The sequence below is a fragment of the Novosphingobium aquae genome (genome assembly GCF_037572715.1).
GTDB classification, from domain to species: Bacteria; Pseudomonadota; Alphaproteobacteria; order Sphingomonadales; family Sphingomonadaceae; genus Novosphingobium; species Novosphingobium aquae.
The window spans coordinates 64,242-80,534 of the sequence record NZ_JBBHJY010000011.1 but is presented as its reverse complement, the minus strand read 5'-3'; the positions used below and the strand labels follow the sequence as shown (position 1 = coordinate 80,534).

The 16,293-nt window shown below is 64.4% G+C and carries 19 protein-coding genes; 10 read left to right on the top strand and 9 right to left on the bottom strand.

Features of this window, described 5'->3' with window-relative positions; all coding sequences use genetic code 11:
- Positions 1–138 precede the first annotated feature (138 nt).
- The 6 genes from WG900_RS18425 to WG900_RS18400 all read left to right on the top strand — a co-directional run bounded on the left by WG900_RS18425 (position 139) and on the right by WG900_RS18400 (position 4,636).
- Positions 139–924 carry an SDR family NAD(P)-dependent oxidoreductase gene (locus tag WG900_RS18425; RefSeq protein ID WP_339969552.1) on the top strand — a complete coding sequence of 262 codons (786 nt, stop codon included), beginning with the start codon at positions 139–141 and terminating at the stop codon, positions 922–924.
- Between the two features lie 13 nt (positions 925–937).
- Entirely contained in the window at positions 938–1,576 is a 639-nt protein-coding gene (locus WG900_RS18420; protein WP_417598511.1) for a TetR family transcriptional regulator, read from the top strand.
- On the top strand, positions 1,573–2,433 hold the full coding sequence (gene mtnP, locus WG900_RS18415; RefSeq protein WP_339969548.1) for an S-methyl-5'-thioadenosine phosphorylase: 861 nt from the start codon (positions 1,573–1,575) through the stop codon (positions 2,431–2,433). The genes WG900_RS18420 and mtnP overlap by 4 nt, the downstream gene beginning before the upstream one ends.
- Positions 2,433–3,062 carry a maleylacetoacetate isomerase gene (gene maiA, locus WG900_RS18410; RefSeq protein WP_339969546.1) on the top strand — a complete coding sequence of 210 codons (630 nt, stop codon included), beginning with the start codon at positions 2,433–2,435 and terminating at the stop codon, positions 3,060–3,062. Before mtnP ends, maiA begins: the two co-directional genes overlap by 1 nt.
- 108 nt (positions 3,063–3,170) lie before the next feature.
- The gene (locus WG900_RS18405) at positions 3,171–3,629 is read left to right on the top strand and encodes a MarR family winged helix-turn-helix transcriptional regulator (protein WP_339969544.1); all 459 of its coding nucleotides are present in this window, start codon (positions 3,171–3,173) and stop codon (positions 3,627–3,629) included.
- Entirely contained in the window at positions 3,626–4,636 is a 1,011-nt protein-coding gene (locus WG900_RS18400; protein WP_339969542.1) for a fumarylacetoacetate hydrolase family protein, read from the top strand. Before WG900_RS18405 ends, WG900_RS18400 begins: the two co-directional genes overlap by 4 nt.
- Positions 4,637–4,714: 78 nt before the next feature.
- Here WG900_RS18400 and WG900_RS18395 read toward each other — a convergent pair whose 3' ends face one another.
- From WG900_RS18395 to WG900_RS18365, 7 genes are all read right to left on the bottom strand, one after another.
- Positions 4,715–5,719: a type II secretion system F family protein gene (locus WG900_RS18395; protein ID WP_339969540.1), complete on the bottom strand. Its 1,005-nt coding sequence runs from the start codon at positions 5,717–5,719 to the stop codon at positions 4,715–4,717.
- A 19-nt stretch (positions 5,720–5,738) separates the two neighbouring features.
- A complete protein-coding gene (locus WG900_RS18390) occupies positions 5,739–6,710 on the bottom strand; it encodes a type II secretion system F family protein (RefSeq protein ID WP_339969538.1) in 972 nt (323 codons plus the stop codon).
- Between the two features lie 67 nt (positions 6,711–6,777).
- Positions 6,778–8,076, bottom strand: a complete 1,299-nt coding sequence (locus tag WG900_RS18385) for a pilus assembly protein CpaE (RefSeq protein WP_339969536.1) — start codon at positions 8,074–8,076, stop codon at positions 6,778–6,780.
- Between the two features lie 6 nt (positions 8,077–8,082).
- Entirely contained in the window at positions 8,083–8,739 is a 657-nt protein-coding gene (locus WG900_RS18380; protein WP_339969534.1) for a CpaD family pilus assembly protein, read from the bottom strand.
- A gap of 13 nt (positions 8,740–8,752) precedes the next feature.
- Positions 8,753–10,321, bottom strand: a complete 1,569-nt coding sequence (locus tag WG900_RS18375) for a type II and III secretion system protein family protein (protein ID WP_339969532.1) — start codon at positions 10,319–10,321, stop codon at positions 8,753–8,755.
- Between the two features lie 3 nt (positions 10,322–10,324).
- Positions 10,325–11,344, bottom strand: coding sequence for a Flp pilus assembly protein CpaB (cpaB, locus tag WG900_RS18370; RefSeq protein ID WP_339969530.1), 1,020 nt, complete (start codon positions 11,342–11,344; stop codon positions 10,325–10,327).
- 71 nt (positions 11,345–11,415) lie between these two features.
- Positions 11,416–11,904, bottom strand: coding sequence for an A24 family peptidase (locus tag WG900_RS18365; protein ID WP_339969528.1), 489 nt, complete (start codon positions 11,902–11,904; stop codon positions 11,416–11,418).
- Positions 11,905–12,018: 114 nt separating this feature from the next.
- Here WG900_RS18365 and WG900_RS18360 point away from each other — a divergent pair, with 114 nt between their 5' ends.
- From WG900_RS18360 to WG900_RS18345, 4 genes are all read left to right on the top strand, one after another.
- On the top strand, positions 12,019–12,981 hold the full coding sequence (locus WG900_RS18360; protein WP_339969526.1) for an alpha/beta hydrolase: 963 nt from the start codon (positions 12,019–12,021) through the stop codon (positions 12,979–12,981).
- A 7-nt stretch (positions 12,982–12,988) separates the two neighbouring features.
- Entirely contained in the window at positions 12,989–14,077 is a 1,089-nt protein-coding gene (locus WG900_RS18355; protein WP_339969524.1) for an NAD(P)/FAD-dependent oxidoreductase, read from the top strand.
- A gap of 57 nt (positions 14,078–14,134) precedes the next feature.
- Positions 14,135–14,311, top strand: a complete 177-nt coding sequence (locus WG900_RS18350; protein ID WP_339969522.1) for a YegP family protein — start codon at positions 14,135–14,137, stop codon at positions 14,309–14,311.
- Positions 14,312–14,443: 132 nt separating this feature from the next.
- Positions 14,444–15,076, top strand: coding sequence for a hypothetical protein (locus WG900_RS18345; RefSeq protein WP_339969520.1), 633 nt, complete (start codon positions 14,444–14,446; stop codon positions 15,074–15,076).
- 20 nt (positions 15,077–15,096) lie between these two features.
- Here WG900_RS18345 and WG900_RS18340 read toward each other — a convergent pair whose 3' ends face one another.
- Both WG900_RS18340 and WG900_RS18335 read right to left on the bottom strand, forming a co-directional pair.
- Positions 15,097–15,729, bottom strand: coding sequence for a trimeric intracellular cation channel family protein (locus WG900_RS18340; RefSeq protein ID WP_339969518.1), 633 nt, complete (start codon positions 15,727–15,729; stop codon positions 15,097–15,099).
- Positions 15,726–16,187: a hypothetical protein gene (locus tag WG900_RS18335; protein WP_339969516.1), complete on the bottom strand. Its 462-nt coding sequence runs from the start codon at positions 16,185–16,187 to the stop codon at positions 15,726–15,728. The genes WG900_RS18340 and WG900_RS18335 overlap by 4 nt, the downstream gene beginning before the upstream one ends.
- Positions 16,188–16,293 lie beyond the last annotated feature (106 nt).

The window sequence follows — 16,293 nt, the reverse complement described above, 5'->3', positions numbered from 1 at the left end:
CAATTTCACAACAGAGTTGCGGCTGGATCGTGTCTGCGGGATTTAACTGGACCTGCGTTTGTGCGGTTGACCGAAAGCCATCCGCCCGCTTAAGCGACCCATTAAACCAGACATTGATGACCGAAGGGACTTAATGCCATGAAGCTCGATTCCACCGTTTCCGCAGTCGTCACCGGCGGCGCTTCCGGCCTTGGCGAAGCCACGGCCCGTGCGCTGGCCGCGCAGGGCGTCAAGGTCGCGATTTTCGACATGAACGCCGAACGCGGCGAAGCGGTTGCCGCTGAACTGGGCGGCGTGTTCTGCCAGGTCAACGTGGCCGACGAGCAGAGCGTGATCGACGGTTTCGCCAAAGCGCGTGCCGCCAACGGGCAGGAGCGCGTGCTGGTCAACTGTGCCGGCATCGCCACGGCCATCAAGACCGTCGGCCGTGACCGCGAAACCGGTGCGGTGAAGCCCTATCCGATGGACTCGTTCGAAAAGGTCATCGGCATCAACCTGATCGGGACCTTCCGCTGCATCGCCAAGTGCGTCGAGGGCCTGCTCACGGCTGACCCGATCGATGCCGACGGCCAGCGCGGCGTGATCATCAACACGGCCAGCGTCGCGGCGCAGGACGGCCAGATCGGTCAAGCGGCCTATACCGCGTCGAAGGCCGGCGTGCTCGGCATGACCCTGCCGATCGCGCGAGACCTGATGAACGAAGGCATCCGGGTCAACACGATCCTGCCGGGCATCTTCGAAACCCCGATGATGAAGTCGCTCCCCGAACCGGCGCAGCTCGCACTCGCCGCCGCCGTGCCGTTCCCCAAGCGCCTCGGCAAGCCCGAGGAATATGCCCAGACCGCGCTGTTCCTGATCGGCCATGACTACATCAATGCCGAGCACGTCCGCATGGACGGCGGCATCCGCATGGGCCCGAAGTAAGACCGGGGTGAAGGTGGATGCCGTGATCAGCAAGAGCGACCTTGCCGCTCCTCCCGGCGCGCGCGAGCAATTGCTCGACACGGCCTCCGCCATCATGCGCGAGGGCGACATCGTCGATATCTCGCTGTCGGACCTGTCGCGCCAGTCGGGGCTCAACTCGGCGCTGGTGAAGTACTATTTCGGCAACAAGGCCGGCCTGCTTAAGGCGCTGATCGAGCGTGAATGGCTTGCCATCGTCAAGTCGGTCGAGGCGCTGCTGTCGAAGGATTTCGACGCCGAAACCAAGCTGCGCATCCACATGGAAGGCGTGGTCGATAACTTCTTCCGCACGCCTTACACCCACCGCCTGCTGATGCGCCTGATCCGTGAAAGCGAGCCTGAGGAAGCGCAGCGGCTGGCTGATACTTACCTCAAGCCGCTGCTCGATGCCTATGAGAAGCTGATCGGCGAAGGCGTGGCTGCCGGCGTGTTCCGACCGGTTGATCCGCAGCTGTTCTACTTCACCGTCATCGGCGCGGCTGACCGGTTTTTCTCGGCGCGGCTGGTGCTTAAGTACTGCTCGGCGACCGACGTGCTCGACGAGGCGCTGCGAGACCGCTACCGTACTCACCTCAACGACTTTGTTGTGGCTGGAATTCTGGTGCAGCGGTGATCTGGCATTTGGGCGTGATTGGCGGTTCGGGTCTCGCAGAGGGGCTCGATCTCGATGATGCGCAGGAAATTGCGGTGTCATCGCCGTTCGGGACACCTTCGGGGCCAGTCATCACCGGCAAGATCGCCGGCAAGCGCGTCACTTTCATCGCTCGCCATGGCAAGGGCCACCGGCTGACACCATCGGCGGTCGATTACCGCGCCAACATCGACGTGCTGAAGCGCTGCGGCGTGACCGACGTACTCTCGCTCTCGGCCATCGGTTCGCTGGCCGAGGATATGGCGCCCGGGCATTTCGTCGCGGTCGACCAGTTCATTGACCGCACACAGGGCCGGTGCGGCAGCTTCTTTGGCGAGGGCCTTGTCGCCCATGTCAGTCTGGCCGATCCGGTCTGCGCGCGGCTGTCCAAGCTGGCGGCGGACGCGGCCGAGGCTTCCGGGGCGACCGTCCACCGCGGCGGCTGTTACATCGCCATCGAAGGCCCGCAATTCTCGACCCGCGCCGAAAGCCGTCTCTATCGCCAGTGGGGCGCGCAGGTCATCGGCATGACCGCCATGCCCGAAGCCCGCCTCGGGCGCGAAGCAGAGCTGCCCTACGCCGTTCTGGGCATGGTCACGGACTATGACTGCTGGCGCGATGGCGAGGCCGTTGCTGCGAGCGAGGTTTTTGCCGTGATGAAGGCCAACGCCGCTCTGGCGCGCGAAACCGTCCGCAAGCTCGTGGTCTCGCTGCCGAAAAAGCGCAGCGCCAGCCCGGTCGATACCGCGCTCGATGGCGCCATCGTCACTGCGCCGGGCGCCCGCGATGGCAATCTGGCGGCGATGCTCGATGCCGTCGCAGGAAGGGTGTTACGCTGATGGAACTGACCTTGCATGACTATTGGCGTTCCTCAAGCGCGTTTCGCGTGCGGATCGCGCTCAACCTGAAGGGCGCCGATTACCGCGGGGTCGAGGTTGACCTGCTGGCCAATGAACAACTTGCCGAGGGCTATGCGGCAGTCAACGCGCAGAAGCTGGTCCCCGCGCTCGAAGTGGACGGGCAGGTCATCACCCAGTCGCTGGCGATCATCGATTGGCTCGACGGGGCGTTCCCGGTGCCACGGTTGATTCCCGAAGATCCGCTGGAGCGCGCCCGGACAATCGCGCTGGCGCAGATCATCATTGCCGATACCCAGCCGCTGCAGAATCTGCGCGTGCTCAAGTACCTGCGCGCGCAGTTCGGCGCTGATGATGCGGCGGTTGACCAGTGGGCACAGCACTGGATTGGCGAAGGGCTGGCCGCGCTCGAAGCACAGGCGCCCGAAGAGGGCTATTTTGGCGGCACGGCGCCGAATATCGTCGATGTCGTGCTGGTGCCGCAGATCATGAATGCGCGCCGCTACAAGCTCGATCTTGCGCCGTTTCCGTGCCTGACGCGGATCGATGAGGCAATGCACGCGCTTGATGCCGTGGCACAGGCAAAACCCGAGACGCTGCGCCCGGCTTGAAGCCTGGGCGACCTGCCAGGAGTATTACGCGACCTCCAATGGCAGTATTACGCAGATCTTGTGAATCCGCTTGCGCGCCCATGTGGTTGCATTAGAAATAGTTTCACCATGCCGAACATTCCGCGCCTCACCGATTTCCTGCCATACCTGATGGCAATCACGTCTAACGCGGTCAGCAGCCGCATCGCGGATGAATACCGATTGCGATTTGGCCTGCGCATCCCCGAATGGCGGGTGATGGCCGTGCTGGGCGATGGCGGCTCGATGACGCAGCGCGAAATGGTCAATGCGACGGTGATGGACAAGGTTGCGATCAACCGCGCCTGCAAGGTGCTGGAAGAACGCGGACTGGTGGCACGCAGCCCCAATCAGCGCGACGGCCGTTCGCACCATCTGGAACTGACCGGGGAAGGGCGCGCGCTATATGCGCAGGTCATGCCCATGACTTACGAGATGTTCGAGCGGATTTTCACCCGCATCGAACCCAGCGAGCAGGAAGCGCTCAAGACACTGCTGTCGCGCATCCGCGACGGCGTGCAGGCCATCGACCAAGGGAACCCGGCATGAAACTCGCAAGCCTTTCCGGAGGACGCGACGGGCGTCTCGTTGTCGTGTCGCCCGATCTCGCCTGGTATGCCGATGCCTCCACCGTCACGCCTACGCTGCAATCGGCGCTGGATGACTGGGACCGGTTCGAACCGCAATTGCGCGCGCTGTCGGAGAACCTGGAGCATCACTCGGTCCCGCTTGAAAGGTTCCACGAACGCGAGGCGCTGGCCCCTCTGCCGCGCGCCTATCAGTGGGCCGATGGCTCAGCCTATGTCAATCACGTCGAACTGGTGCGCAAGGCGCGCGGGGCGGAAATGCCGGACACCTTCTGGCATGATCCGCTGATGTACCAGGGCGGCAGCGACGACCTGCGCGGCGCGCGTTCACCGATCGTCCTCGCTGACGAGGCGTGGGGCTGCGACATGGAAGCGGAAGTCTGCATCGTCACTGGTGACGTTCCGCAGGGCATTTCGGCCGCCGATGCACTCGGCAAAGTCTTGTTGGTCGGGCTGGTCAACGATGTTTCGCTGCGCAATCTGATCCCCGGTGAACTCGCCAAGGGCTTCGGCTTTGTTCAGTCGAAGCCGGCGACGACTTTTTCACCGGTGTTCATCACGCCCGACGAACTGGGCGCTGGATGGAAGGATGGCAAGCTGTCCGGCGTTGTCGAAGTCGACCTCAATGGCGAGGCGTTCGGCCGCGCAGATGCGGGCGAGGAGATGATCTTCGATTTCGGCACGCTGATCGCCCATCTGGCCAAGACCCGCAACCTTGGTGCTGGTTCGATCATTGGGTCCGGCACCGTGTCCAACCGCGACGCCGATGGCTCGCCCGGCCGCCCGGTGAGCGAAGGCGGGCGCGGTTATTCGTGCATCGCCGAGCAGCGCATGGTTGAGACGATCCTGACCGGCGAGGCGAAGACCGGCTTCATGAAGCACGGCGATGTCGTGCGGATCGACATGCGTGATGGCCACGGCCATTCGATCTTCGGTGCGATCGAGCAGGAGGTCGTCGCTCCCGATTAAGTCGAAAGTCTGTGAATAAACGAAAGAGGGCGATCCTTGCGGATCGCCCTCTTTTTTCATTCGGCTGCCGTGACCGGCTTAGCCGTTGTGACCCTTGAAGCCGTCCATCAGTGCACAGCCTGCCGGGCCGATGATGACGATGAACAGCACCGGAAGGATGAACAGGATCAGCGGCACGGTCATGATCGCCGGAAGGCGCGCGGCCTTTTCTTCGGCGCGCATCATTCGCTCGTTGCGGAATTCGGCGGACAGCACGCGCAGGGCCGAGGCCAGCGGCGTACCATAGCGTTCGGTCTGGATCATCGTCGTCACCACACCGCGCACCGCTTCGAGGTCGACACGGTAAGCGAGGTTTTCGAAGGCACTGCGGCGTTCGTTGAGGAACGACAGCTCGATCGAGGTAAGCGTGAATTCATCGCCGAGTTCGGGATAGGCGCGGCCCAGTTCGCGGGCGACACGGCCAAAGGCGGCGTCGACGGTAAGGCCGGCCTCCGCGCAGATGACCAGCAGGTCGAGCGCGTCTGGCAGGCCCTTGCGAACCTTGTGGGTGCGCTTCTGGATGATGTTCTTCAGCCAGATTTCCGGGCCCTTGTAGCCCAAGCCAAGCGCCGCAGCGAAGAAGGCGAGCTTCTTGATCGGCGTCCAGTCCGGAAAAGCGTTGAACACATAGACCGTCAGCGCCGCGATGGTGCCCAGCACGATCGGTAGCACCATGCGGGCAAAGATGACCGCGACGGCATATTCCTTTTTGCGGATGCCGGCCTGCGCCAGCTTCTGCTGGATAAACTGGACCTGGCTTTCCTGAAGGACCTTCAGCTTGTCGAGCGTGTCCTTCATCTTTTCGGTCGTCTGGTTCTTGCGAACCAGGCTCTGGCGGCGCTTCGATGCGTCCTTGACGATGCCGGCCTTGAGTTGCTCGCGCCGCTCGTTCAGCGCCTTGACGCGCTTGGCCATGGGATCGCGGATGGTGACCGCCGAATAGATGGCGAACATCATGGCCACGGCAGCCACCGCGATCAGGATCGAGCCGACCCAGATTACGTCGATGCCGAGAACGGTTGGTCCAGGCGGGGTCTTCAACATGATGGTTGTCTTTCCTCGCTCAGATTTCGAAGCTGACCATTTTGGCCATGATACCGACGCCGATGGTCATCCATACAAGCCCGCCAAGGCCTGCCATGATCAGGCGGTCGTCTTCAAAGAACTGTCCGATGTAATCGGGGTTGACCCACCACAGCAGCGTGAAGACCACGAAGGGCAGCGAGCCGACGATGTAGGCCGAGGCCTTGGATTCCGAGCTCATCGCGCGGATCTTGAGCTTCATCTGGGCGCGCTTGCGCAGCACGTCGGCCAGGTTGCTCAGCGTTTCCGCCAGGTTGCCGCCGGTCTCGCGCTGGATGGCAAGCGTGATGCAGAAGAACTGGAATTCGGGGATGCCAAGCCGGTCGGCGGTTTCCTGGAGGGCGTCCTCCATGGTCTTGCCGATGCGGATCCGTTCGGTGATCATCTTGAACTCCTCGCCAACCGGGCCCGGGACTTCGCCCGAGATGATCTGCAGGGTTTCGGTGACCGGAAGACCCGAACGCAGACCGCGCACGATCAGTTCGATGCCGTCGGGAAACTTTGAGATGAACGCGTTGAGGCGGCGGCTGATCATGAAGCCCACGGCCATGTGCGGCAGGCCGGCACCCAGCAGCAGGCCGGCACCCAGCGACAGCATCGCGGCGTGCGACTTGATGTAGATGATCACTGTCATCGTCAGGCCGATGCCCAGCGACGTGTAGAGGTAGTTCTGCAGCGACCAGCCCTTGCCGGTGCGGTTCAGGCGCAGCATCAGCGCTTCGACCCGCGATCCCGATCCGGCGATCTTGTGCATCTTGGGCTTGCGCGCCGCCACGGCCTTGCGCAGCTGCGCCTCGACCTTGTCGACCGTGCTGTCCGAGTGGCGATAGCGCACCGCCTGGAGGCGGCGATTGCCCTCCTTGACCGGATTGGGGCCGGACAATGCCGACCAGCCAAGCACCATCATGGCCATCAGGCCGGCGGCGATCAGCAGAAGTTGCAACAGGCTCATGCGCCTATACTCCGCCTTGGTTCATATGGGGCCGGCTCATGCCGGCCCGCGAAATTCACGGGGAAGGTCAGGCCACCTTTTCGGCGACCTTGCCCTTGCCCTTTTGCTTGCTGGCCAGCATCGACTTGAGGTCGAACTTGCCCAGCAGCGACTTCTTCGCCGGCGTGCCGGCGACCACTGCAACTTCCTCGGCATCGCCCACGCCCAGGATCTGGCTGGCGACATCGCGGACGACCTGCGCAGACTTTGCCGTGCGATTGGCTTCGGCGAAGGTCTGGCCAAGCTTGGCGGCATTGGCCGCGCCCTTGATGTCGAACGGCACGACGAAGTTCACCTTGCGCTCGATCGAGGCTTCGAAGTCCGCGCGGCTGATTTCCTGAACGCCGGGCTGGACCTTGTTGGCGACAACGATGGTTTGGGCATGGGCGGCATTCGCCTTCAGCCACGAAAGCAGGCGGATCGCATCACGCGCCGATGCCAGAGTGAATTCGGTGGCCAGAACCACCACGTTCACATCCGCCATCAGGTGCGGGAAGTTGATCAGCATGTTGCGCGGCAGATCGATCACCGTCATTTCGAACGCCTGGCGGAATTCTTCTTCCAGCTGCACGAAGGCGGTGCCGTCGGTCATCAGCGGCGAATTGATCGGCGCTTCTGCGGACAGGATCGACAGGTTGTCGTTCGCGCGGATCATGGCGCGTTCGATGAACAGGCCGTCGATGCGGCTCGGGTTCTCGATCGCGTCGGTCAGGCCGCGGCCCGGCTCGAGATCAAGGCTGAGCGCACCCGTACCGAAGTGCACGTCGAGATCGAGGAGCGCGGTCGGCATCTTGTGATCGGTCGAAAACAGCCAGGCCAGCGAAGTGGCGAGGAGCGAGGCTCCGACACCGCCGCGCGTGCCGACAACAGCGGTCGACACATGGCGCTTGGCCGTCGTGCCATCCGCGTGGCGGGGCTGCGAGAACACGGCCTGCGCTTGGATCAGCGCATCGCGCAGCTGGCCGGGCGAAAGCGGCTTGAGCAGGTAGTCGTGGATGCCGCTGGCGACGAGGTCGCGATAGAGGCGCACGTCGTTGACCTGGCCAACCGCGATCACCACCGTGCCGGGTTCGCAAACCTCGGCGAGGGCGTTGATGTCGTTGAGCGGATCGCCGCTTTCCGACAGGTCGACCATGAGGATGTTGGGGCTGGCCGAGATCGACAGGGACTGGACCGCATTGCGCAGGCCGCCCTTGTTGCACTTCTCGGGCTGCCAGCCCATTTCGATGACGACCGGGCGCAGGACTTCCAGCGCCGCTTCGTCACACAAGAATGAGGCGAAGGGGTCGCGGTTGCCGGGCATCGAGGCTTTCCATGGCGCGTTCATGGTGAATTACTCCCCTTTGCTCGACTGCTTGTTGACAGTCGTTCCGCCGTTGCCGGTCGGCTTGGCTTCACGATACCCTTCGATGGCCCGGTTCGAGGTCATCACGGTGGTGGTGCTTGGGCCGTTTGTACCCTTGATCAGGTCTTCCGGGTTGGCGACCATGGCCGCCATATTGCCGTTGACAGCGCAGCCAAAGCCACTCGCCGTGGCATTGTGCATGTTGGTGTCGGACTTGGTGCCCCAGTCAGGGCAGCCGCGGACCGATGCCGAGGTGCGCGACACGACCACCCGGACCGTGCCCGGATTGACATAGCCGGGCGTGGCCGGGGCATCGCCGCTCAGCAGCATGCTGAAGCGCGAGGCTACGGCTTCGACCGAGGCGCGATTGGCGCTGGACCCGGTCGGATCGTCAACGCTGATCTTGTCACCGTAACGCAGGTCAAGTGCTTCGAACCAGCCCGACAGGCGGCGCTGTTCGGACGGGGCGAGGCCCGTGCCGTTGGACACCAGGTCCATCGTGTAGTTCGTGCGCTGGACCACCGGTTGGTGGACGCTTTCAAGGCCGCGGTTCACTGGGACGCCGGGGCTGGTGCAACCCGCAAGGCCGCTGCCGAGGGTGAGGAGGAGGGCGGTGGCCGCCGTGCGATGGAAGATCTTGGTCATGGTGCTACCTTCCTCAATTCAGCGAGAAGCCGGGGCGTGCATCGCTGCCCGCGTCGGCGGTCTTCGGCTTGGACGTCTTCTTGGCCTTGCTGGCCGGCTGCTCCGGTTCGAGCAGTTCGCCGACCTTGGGTGCGACATTGGCATCAGGCACCTGGGTGGGCTTCGGACGATCGCCGCCGGTCTTGCCGTCGGACTGCACGTTGCCGAGCAGCTGCTGGCCAAGGTTGGCGGCCTGGAAGCCGTCGGTCGGCAGCTTGATGTCGTTGGCGTTGACCGGGTGAACCAGATACGGCGTCACGACGATCACCAGCTCGGTCTGTCCCTTGCGGAATTCATTCGAGCGGAACAGGTTGCCCAAGATCGGCACATCGCCAACACCGGGTGCCTTGTCGATGGTCGACTGGGCGTTGTTGCTCATCAGGCCGGCGATCATGAAGCTCTGGCCCGAGCCGAGTTCCACGGTCGTTTCGGCGCGGCGGATGGTCAGGGCCGGGATCTGGAAGCCGTTAAGCGTCACCGCGCCTTCCGAAGAAAGCTCGGACACTTCCGGGCGGACGCGGATCGAGATGCGACCATTGGCCAGCACCGTCGGCGTATAGGCAAGGCTGACACCGAAGCGCTTGTATTCGACCGAAGTCGTACCCAGACCCTGACTGATCGGGATCGGATATTCACCGCCGGCAAGGAAGTCTGCGGTTTCGCCCGAAAGCGCCGTCAGGTTTGGATTGGCCAGCGTGGTGATCAGGCCGTCGCGCTCGGCAAGGTCAAAGGCCGCGCCAAGATCGAGGCCCAGGAACTTGCCGAAGCCGCCCAGCGTGGTCTTGCCGCTGACGCCGTTGAAGGCGATCTTGCCCGGCGTCGTCGCAGTGGGCTCGGTGATCTCGATCGCGTTCGAGCGGCCGCTGGCCACGCCGAACTTGAAGCCGCTCGTGCTGTCGCTGCTGAGCAGGTTGCCGCCGATGGCGCGGACCAGCGAACGGCTTACCTCGGCAAAGCGGACCTGCAGGTTGACCTGCAGCGGCGTGGCCGTCTTCAGGCGGGTAATGACATTGGCCTTGCCCATGAAGGCTTCGACGAGGCGCTTGGCTTCGGCGGCATCTTCGGGGGCGGCAACCGTGCCCGTCAGCAGGACCGTGTCCGTGCCGAAGGTGTTAACGCCAATCTTGGCGTCGGGCATGGCGAGGTGCAGCATCTGATCGACGCTATCGAGACCCGAGTTGACCCGGACATTGGCTGACCAGATGATCTGGCCGGCAGCGTTGCTGGCATAGACCGTGGTCGTGCCGCCGGCCTTGCCCATCAGATAGAGCTGGCTGGCCGACTTGATCTGCACGTCGGCGACCTTATCGTCAGCGACGAAGACGTCTGCCATGCGGCCGGGGACGTTGATCAGCTGGCCGCGGCCGATGGACAGCGGAATGTCCTGCACGGCGCGGGTAACCGACTGGGCCTGGACAGTGCCGGCCGGCGTCAGGGCCAGGGGCACCGAAACGCATGCAGCGGTAAGCAGGGTGGTGAGCAGGCGTTTCATGGTCTTGTCCCTCGAAATCGCGGCGGTGTGGTGAAGGGCTGGCGTGGTCATGGCTTACTTCCCGATCTCTTCCGCGGTGGTCGTCTTGCCGCGGGTGACGCGGACGACGGGGCCGACGCGAATTATGGGGAAGCTGCCGGCAGGCGCCGCGCTCATGACGTTGCTGGGAGCAGGGCGACCGGCAGACCGGGCGCTGGGCATCGACGTGCGCTGGAAGCGCGATACGTCGCCACCGGTCGAGAACGAGCCCTTCGATTCATCAGGGCGGTTCATCGCCATGGTCAGGATGCGCTCTTCCTCTTCCTTCGACACGCCGGTCGGGATCTTGACCGCACCGCTGGCGACGAGGCGTTCGAGCTCGGCCTGATTGTCGGCGATCGAGCGCAGCGCCAGGCTGAGCGTGCCGATCGTTTCGGCAACCGCGATCTTCTCGGCGATCTTCGGCGTCACTTCGAGCGTGACCGTGCGGAATTCGCGGACCACCGTCTTGCCTTCGACAACTTCGCTGTCGGTGGCCTGGTCGGTGGCGAGAACACGCAGGTTCTTGAGGATAGTTTCGGTTGCCTTCAGGGCCTGGGCGTCTTCACCGGTGCTGCGCACGGTCTGCGTCAGCATCAGGTCGATGTGATCGCCCGGGAAGATGAAGCCGGCCACGCCGGTACGGGCCGAAACGTTGATCGTGATGGCGCGCATGCCGGGGCCAAGCGCCGCCGCAAGGAAGCCGCGATCACCGGGCTTGACCAGCGAACCCTGGGTCACCGGCGCGCCGGCGGTCATCGGGTTGCGCACCACCGTACCGAGCAGCTTGGCCATGTCGGCCTCGCCTTCGATGAAGTAGGCGTCCTGCACCATTTCCTTGGGCCACATCTGGAAGGCGATCGAATCGGCGGTGATGATCGTGCCGACCGGAAGCGCGCGCTGGGCGACCAGCACCTTCGGGCCTTGCGGAACCGCCTGCTGGGCGGCTTCTGCCTTGGGCGCGGATGCGCCGGCAAACAGGCTACGAGCAGCCAGCGCGGTTCCGATCGCAATGACCAGTGCGCCAAGCAGCAGCAGGAGTTTCTTCTTGTCCATGGCTTTTCAAGCCCCCTTTGGGATTTCCCGGATACAGTCCGGAGAATGGTGCCAATTGGTTAAAATCAGGTTCACCCTGCCGTGGTCGCGGCCAGCATCGGCAAGCTCTTGTCCATAAGGGTGAGCAGTCCGGCGCTCGCTATCGCGATTCCGTAAGGGATAGCGGCCTTGCCCTGCTTGCGCAGAGCCATCCGCCAGGCGGCGATTGCAATCGTCAGGACACCGCCAATCAGAGCCATCACGATCACAAGGAAAAGGAAGTCTGCGGGGCGCACCCACAGGGCGAGCGCGGTGAGCAGCTTGACGTCTCCGCCGCCCATCATCCGCACGGCAAACAGGCCGGCAGTGATGACGAAGGTGGCAATGGCCAGCCCGAACTGCATTCCCACGTCCGGCCACAGCGAAAGGCCGCTTGCCCACCAGAAGGCAGGAGCGGCAAGCGCGATGGCGGCATTGAGCCAGTTGTCGATCTGGCGGCGCTTCACATCCGTGAAGGCGGCAACGAGCAGCGCGATTGCCAATGCGCCAATCAGCCCATAGGAAAGATACTCGCTACGCAAGGCTGGTGCCCCCCGGAAATACTGTGAACCCCACTGTTCACCGGGAGGTCTAGCGATCAGTAATTACCAAATAGTAACCAGAGGCCTGAGGCTGGAATTAGGGATGCATACGAGGTGAGCGAAGCATCCCGGCAAGACTTTGATGGTCGCACGATCCCGGCCAATGCCCTGGAATCCTTGTGGAAGGCCCCTGATGGCCACGCCATTCGCCGGATCGACTGGCCGGCGGCCTCGCCGCCGCGCGGTTCAATCCTTTACTTTCCGGGGCGCGGCGACTTTTACGAAAAGTACCTCGAAACGCTCGCCTACTGGAATCACCGGGGCTGGCAGGTAACCGCTGCCGACTGGCGCGGACAGGCAGGATCGGGCCGGCTGGGCAGCGATGCGGTGACCGGGCATATCGGCGATTTCGCCATCTGGATCGATGATCTTGCCGCCATGTGGCACGAGTGGAAGGCGGCGACGCCTGGCCCGCACGTGCTCGCCGCGCATTCGATGGGCGGGCATATGGTGCTGCGTGCCCTGGTCGAGCGGCGCGTTGATCCCGATGCCGTCGTGCTTTCGGCACCGATGCTGGGCTTCCATAGCTACGGCCTCCCGCTGGCGGTGCTTCACTGGGCCGCGCGGCTGATGTGTGCACTGGGCGACCGCCGGCGACCCGCTTGGAAGTGGAGCGAGAAGCCCGGGCAGGTTCCCGAAGGCCGTGACCTGCTCCTCACCCACGATGCCCGCCGCTATGAAGACGAGATGGTGTGGCGCGAGCAGCGCCCTGAGCTGGTCATGGGGCCGGGATCATGGGGCTGGGTGGAACGCGCCTATGCCTCGGCCCGCGCCATGTTTGCGTGCGGGCGGATCGAAGCCGTGCAGGTGCCGGTGTTCCTTGTCGGCACGAGCGAGGACAAGCTGGTCAGCCCCGCCGCGATCCGCGAGGCGGCGCGGCGCTTGCCCAACAGCGAACTCCTTATGCTGGGCGAGGAGGCTCGCCACGAAGTCTTGCGCGAAGTGGACGCGGTTCGCGATCCCATCCTGACGGCGATTGACGATTTCCTTGACCGCAAGGCTCCGCGCCGCGACTGACACGACCATGACCGAACGTTTCGACATCATCGTTGCCGGTGCCGGAATGGCCGGAGCCAGCCTTGCCGCACCGCTGGCGGCAAGCGGCGCACGGGTGCTGCTGCTCGAAGCGGAGGACCGCCCCGGCTATCACTCGACCGGGCGCTCGGCGGCGTTCTGGACCGAAAGCTATGGCGGCGCAGGCGTGCAGCCGCTGACCATGGCGTCGGGCGATCCGCTGCGCGAAGGCGGCTACCTGACCGAACGCGGCGCGCTGACCATCGCGCGGCGGGGGCAGGAAGCGCAGCTTGAAGCGTTTGCCAGCGAGTTCGAAGGGCTGGGCGTGCGCGTCGAGCGGCTGGGGCGCGAGGCTCTGCTCGCGCGAATTCCGGGGTTGCGCGATGACTGGACCACCGGCGCGCTCGAACCCGATTGCAGCGACATCGACGTCGCCCGGCTTCACCAGGATTACCTCGCCGCCGCGCGCCGCTCCGGGGCGGAAATGTGGACCCGCGCCCGCCTCGTCCGCGCTGAACGGGATGGCGAGGGCTGGCTGGTGACTTGCGAGGATGGGCGCACCGCGCGTGCCGACCTGCTGGTCAATGCCGCCGGAGCATGGGCCGACGAAGTTGCCCAGCGTGCCGGGGTTACGAAACTGGGTTTCACGCCGATGCTGCGCACCATCGCCCAGATCCGCACCCGGCCCGAGCCGCCCGAGGACTTGCCGCTGGTGCTCGATCTGAACGAGAAGTTCTACTTCAAGCCCGAGGCCGGCAAGCTCTGGCTGTCGCCGCATGACGAAGTGCCGGTGCCGCCCTGCGATGCCGCGCCGGAGGAGCTGGCGGTGGCCGAAGCGATCGACCGGTTGCAAAACGTTGTAAACTGGCAGGTCGAACGGGTGGAGCACAAGTGGGCCGGCCTGCGCACTTTCGCGCCTGATCGCTTGCCGGTTTACGGCATCGATGCGCACGAGCCGCGCTTCTTCTGGTTCGCAGGACAGGGCGGTTTCGGCATCCAGACCGCCCCTGCCGCCGCGGCGCTGGCTGCCGCGCTGATCACCGGCAGCGGGGACTTTCCGGTCGATCCTGCGCCCTATTTGCCCGGCAGATTCTCCTAGAAATCGCGGATTTGCGCGCTAAACTGCGGACCGGGACCTTAGGGAAAGGGATGCAGCATGGCTCACCGGTTTGAAATCCGCCAGAACAAGGCGGGCGAGTACGTCGCCTATTTCTGCTACAACAGCGAAACGATCTTCTGGACCGAAGGTTATTCCAGCAAGGCCAGCGCCAGGAACGCGATCGATTCAATCCTCAAGAACGGCCCCGGCGCGCCGGTCGAGGACAAGACCTGACTGGCCCAAATCGTTCAGCCTGATGAAAGCCGGTGGGGCATAGCCGGCGTATAGGACGATTGCCCGAATGCCGGAGTCGCCCGCATGGTGCGGGCTTGCGGCCACTGCGGGTAATCTCAGGGGAATACGCCCATGAAGATCGGGTTTTCTGGCAAGTTTGCCGCTTCGCTTGCCGCTTTCACCATGCTCGCCACGCCGGCTTTTGCCGCTGCCGGACCGGCCCATGCGCCGCGCGCCACGTCATCCGCTGCGCTACCACATGATGCCGCGGCCAATCACGGACGCGGTGGTTGGGGCAACAACGGCTGGGGCAACCGCTGGAATGGCGGCTGGGGCCGTCGCCACAATGACGGTATCGACGGCGGCGATGTGCTCGCCGGTGTGCTCGTGCTCGGCACGATCGCCGCGATCGCTTCTGCCGCGAGCAAGAGTTCGAAGGACAAGCGCGAGCGCGAAGAAGACGCGCGCCGCGGTGACGACAGCTGGCGCTATGGCGACGATTCGCGCGACGATGGCCGCTCTGCCGACATGGACCGTTCGTCCGACCTGGGCCGCAGCGTTTCGCTCGACACCGCAGTCGACAGCTGCGTCGCCGATGTCGAGCGCGGCACCAACCGCGTCGATACGGTCGATAACGTCAACCGTCAGGGTGATGGCTGGCGGGTCGAAGGCCGCACGCAGGGCGGGGCCTCATGGAACTGTTCGGTCGATGCATCGGGCCGGGTCAAGGGCGTGACCACGGACGATCCCCGCCCGCGCTATTAATCCGCCTTGTTGATCAACACCTAATCCTGGCGCTGCCCCCGGCCATAGGCGGGCAGCGCCAGTTTTCTGCGGATCGCCAGCCCGCGAAGGGCAAAGCCGGCGGTCATGGCGATCGGCCAGGCCATGGCCCGCTCCAGCCCCGACAATGCCGCCGCCAGAGTGGCCGATAGCGCCGCTGCCGTGACGTAGAGCTCGGGCCGCATCAGGATCGACGGCCGCCCGGCGATGACATCGCGGATGATGCCGCCAACGCAGCCGGTGATCACCCCCATCAGCACGGCCGGCACGATCGGCACGCCGTAAGCCAGCGACTTGGCAGTGCCGATTACCGAATAGGCGGCCAGCCCCGCGGCGTCCGCCCAGTCGAGCAGTTCGCCGTCCCACCAGCGCGTCGGGGTGAACCAGGCAACGAAGGCGGTCGCCAGGCAGACCGGCGCAACCCACGGATCGTGAATCCAGAACACCGGCGCGCCGATCAGCAAGTCGCGTACCGATCCGCCGCCAACGCCGGTAATCAGCGCGAAGAACGCCATTGTCACAAAGGTTTGCCGCAGTTTCGCCGCCAGCAGCGCGCCGCTCAATGCGAACACCGCGATACCGGCAAGATCGAGCGCGGCGGGGATCGATGCGAGGGGAAGGACGGGCGGGCTCATTTGGCGGCGACTGGCTTGAATACCACGTCCGCGCCTTTACCATCCGATGCCGCATAGCCGCCGGCCTGCCAGCGCCATTTGCTGTCCATCGATTGGACCGCGCCGTTCGGCGTGCCGCGCATCGATCCGGTGAAGCTGATGCCCGCTGGCACGGCGCTGGCCTTGCCGTGGCCCACTCCGCCCAAGGTATTGAAATAGGTGAAGACTATCGCATCGCCGTCGCGGCTGTAGATCGTCTCGCCGGCATAGACGACCTTGCCGTCAACCGTCACGCTGTGCCGGTCGCGCACGTGCTTGCGGCCATAGATGCCTTCGAAGCAGTGCCGGTCGGTCGAAGAAGGGCCGACGCTGGCGATGTAGCAGCGACCGACGAGGCGATCGAACATCGTCAGGCCCTGCGGCGGGGTCGCCTCTGCCCCGGCCATCGCCGTGCCGCTGAGCGCGATTGCAAGGGCCATAAATCGTGCACGCATCGGCATTGCATAGGGCATAATCAAGGAAATCCAAGCAAGGGCGCGCAGCCTTGCGTCGGGGTGCCCTTCTGCCGGATTGACAAACAGGGTT